Below are 3216 nucleotides of genomic sequence, written 5' to 3' on the forward strand. Positions count from 1 at the left end.
GCAAAATTGACTGGACTGAGTCCGGTCGAATACCGAACTCAATCCAGCCAATCAGCTGCATAATAAAAACTCTAACTTTTAGGGGTCGCCACTGTATCTGAATGATAGATACGCTTTTTTTTGGCTTTATTCACGAAAAGGGGAGACAGTGATATAAAAAGAGGAATATAATTTGCTGGAAAATGGATCATTTTAAAAGGTTTTAAGATGCTTTTAAAAATAAAAGTATAGTATAAGTCTCAAATTACTATAAACGTCCACATACTTGCTTATTTTTATTTTTCAAGTGAATAGTCGTATTATTGCTATGATTATTTCGATATCAACTGTCATCTTCAACGAATTGTTCCTAGAGTGAAAACAGTAATTTTATATAAAACATAAAGTACACAATAAAGTATACAAGTAAACAAAAAGAACACAACAAGAATACAAAACCGTTTTCTTGTAAACAAATACGTGTACATAGCGTCTTGTTAGTGTGTGCAAAAAGTGTACATGAATACTTCATTGTACACGATGAATGATTGATTGATTATTAGACGTATATAAACTATTATTAATAGAGTAGTATTTAAATAAGAAAGGAGAATGAATGTTTATGACAAAATCAAGAATTGCTTCGGTAGATGTTGGAAATGATGCGTTGAAAGCAAATTTCGGTAAACTGGAAAGCAATTTTTATCTGCCCAATGTCATTGCACGAGATATGGAAGATCGTCCTGTTATTGGGATTGAAGATTTAGATGAAAAAGAAGTGCTAGATAATATACATATCCGTGTCCATTCACCAGCGCTGGAAGAAAATAATGCTGTTTATCGTGTGGGTAATCTAGCAACAAAAACGAGTAATTCAACAGAGCTAGATCCTGGCAGTAGTAAATCAGAAGAAGATCAAACATTAATTATGCTATTTGCATCTGTTGCACTAGATGCTGTTAGCAGCGGAGCTTTTAATCCAACACAAAATAATGTAGTTGAAGCAACTTATACACTAGGTACAGGTTTGCCACTAAGAGAAGTAAAAGAGGGGAAGGATGTTGGTTATCGTTCCCAATTACTAGGCTCTGTTCATCAAGTAGAGTTTTTAGTAACCCCTAAATATCAAGGGATGAAAGTAAATATTAAATTTGATGAAGTGAAAGTATATCCCGAAGGTTTTGCTGCTTATGTCAATTTAATTATGGATGACAATTTGAAGGTGATTAATAAAGATCTCATCGATAAACAAATATTGATTCAGGATATTGGTGGTCTCTCCACAGATATTGCTGTTATTCGTAATCGAAATGTAGATGATGATAAAGCACAAGGTTTTAACCTTGGTGTTGCAGAGTCGTTAGAAGCTATTCGTGAAGAAATCCGAATTCAACATGGGGTAGAACTTGACAGTCGCCGTGATGTTGTTGATATTATTACACGTAAAAACAATCGTCACCATATTATGGTGAAGGGGAGCAGAACGAGCGTTCATAATATTACGGACCATATCTTATTAGAGCTTGCAAAAAAGGAATATCGTTACTTAAGAAATGTATGGCAAAAAAACTCGCAATCTGAAATTTGTTATTTTGTCGGCGGCGGGTCAGCGGTATTAAAAGATTACCTGAAAGCTCTAAACAATAAGTTGGACGGATTTAATATTGAGTTTTTTGAAGACGAAAATGAAAGTATTTGGATGATGGCAAATGCTTATTATAAGTTAATAACTGATTTTATTAGAAAATCATCCAAAGAAAATGCTGAAAAAGAAGAAAAAGCCGTAACATCTTCAAAAGAAAAATAGGGTGAGAAAATGCGTGAGTCAAGAAAGAGTATTGAACGGGGACAGTCCATTACATTTCGTGTCCCTTCCGATACTCCTGATTACCTTTTAAAACAATTACAAAGGCTTAAAGACACTGCACGACGAAACTTTTCCAGTGAGATAGCTCAGTTCGTTTTGAAAGGGGTTAATGAAACCTACGCGAAGCAAAAAGAAACTATCACGATCCCTTTACCTAAACAACTGACAAAAGAGCAGAAAAACTGGCTGAAACATGAACATTCGGAAGCATTAATCGGGAGTATTTTATACCAATTGATTAATGATCCGATTCGTGCTACATCCCTTTTAGCTTCATTGAATAGTAATGCGGTCGATATTGATGAAGCATTATATTTACAAGAGGAAGTATCAGCTACGAAAGAAGAGCCTTTGGCAGAACCTGAGGTAAAAAATGAAACCAATCAACCACAGATAAATGACGATGATTTACTTGATGTAGATCTATCCCATTTACAAGAGGATATTCACGACCAAACGATGGTGGACGGGGAAGTTGAAGAGGAAGAAGATGATGATCCATTAAGTGACTTTTTCTCCAGTATGAATAAATGAAGAACATGCTGCTCCTGCATTGGGTGGCATGTTTTTTGTATATTCACTTTCCTTTGACACAAACTAGCAATAGGTTATCTTAAAGACCTGCGGTAGTATGTCAAAAGAAAAATAAATAACTATCTGATTATCAAGGTGCAATTCACTTAAAAAAAGCAACACGAAGCTAAACCAGCAAGAAAACAGAAAATTCACTGGTAATCTGTTAAAGGATTTAGAAGCTAATTATGCTTCATTTATTACGCTCCTTTTTGGCGTGTAAATTTGGTTTTTGCGTAGTAGCGCATCTACCAAACGCACAAATTTTCTTGCTGTTAAGACGAGGGCTCTTTTATGTTGATGCTTTGGTACTTCTCTGTATTTCTTTGCGTAATAGTCACTGTATTCAGGAATCTGCCTTCTTACCGAGTTGGCGGCTTCAACTAAGTAATATCGGAGATACTGATTACCGTTACGCGACAAAGATGTGTTATCTGCAGTAAAGCGACCTGATTGGTGTTTTCGCCAATACAATCCAGCATACTTGGCGATTTTCTCTTCGTTTTCAAATCGTTCGATTTGGCCAATTTCAGCGATAATTCCAGCTACAAATACCGGGCCAACGCCAGGTATCGATTGTAAAACTTGGGGCATGCCTTTCATAATTCGCTTAATGGTTTTATCAAGTTCCTTGATTTGTTTGTCAAAAGTGCGAATTAAGGTGATAGACGTGGCAAGAATCGCATCAATAGAATCTTCCACACCTTGTCTAATCTATAAGACGAACGCGCAGCTTTTTGAATTGATTTGGCTACTTGTTCAGCATCTGGGGAACGATTCTTGCCCTTGACACGTAG

Annotated in this window: 2 protein-coding genes and 1 pseudogene; 2 read left to right on the top strand and 1 reads right to left on the bottom strand. The window is 35.9% G+C overall.

Annotation, left to right across the window (positions count from 1 at the left end; all coding sequences use genetic code 11):
- Positions 1-601 precede the first annotated feature (601 nt).
- Positions 602-1786 (top strand): ParM/StbA family protein, encoded by a 1185-nt coding sequence (locus tag J2Z81_RS15580; RefSeq protein WP_029269831.1) that lies wholly within the window; start codon positions 602-604, stop codon positions 1784-1786.
- Positions 1787-1795: 9 nt separating this feature from the next.
- On the top strand, positions 1796-2380 hold the full coding sequence (locus tag J2Z81_RS15585; RefSeq protein ID WP_029269833.1) for a hypothetical protein: 585 nt from the start codon (positions 1796-1798) through the stop codon (positions 2378-2380).
- A gap of 225 nt (positions 2381-2605) precedes the next feature.
- Here J2Z81_RS15585 and J2Z81_RS15590 read toward each other — a convergent pair.
- Positions 2606-3216: pseudogene (locus J2Z81_RS15590) on the bottom strand (IS110 family transposase); the annotation flags it as partial.

Origin of the sequence: Virgibacillus alimentarius, from assembly GCF_017874635.1 — a bacterium.
GTDB lineage: Bacteria > Bacillota > Bacilli > Bacillales > Amphibacillaceae > Virgibacillus_B > Virgibacillus_B alimentarius.

Coding starts and splice junctions, on each gene's coding strand:
- J2Z81_RS15585 (WP_029269833.1), top strand. CDS start 1,796: ATGCGTGAGTCAAGAAAGAGTATTGAACGGGGACAGTCCATTACATTT.
- J2Z81_RS15580 (WP_029269831.1), top strand. CDS start 602: ATGACAAAATCAAGAATTGCTTCGGTAGATGTTGGAAATGATGCGTTG.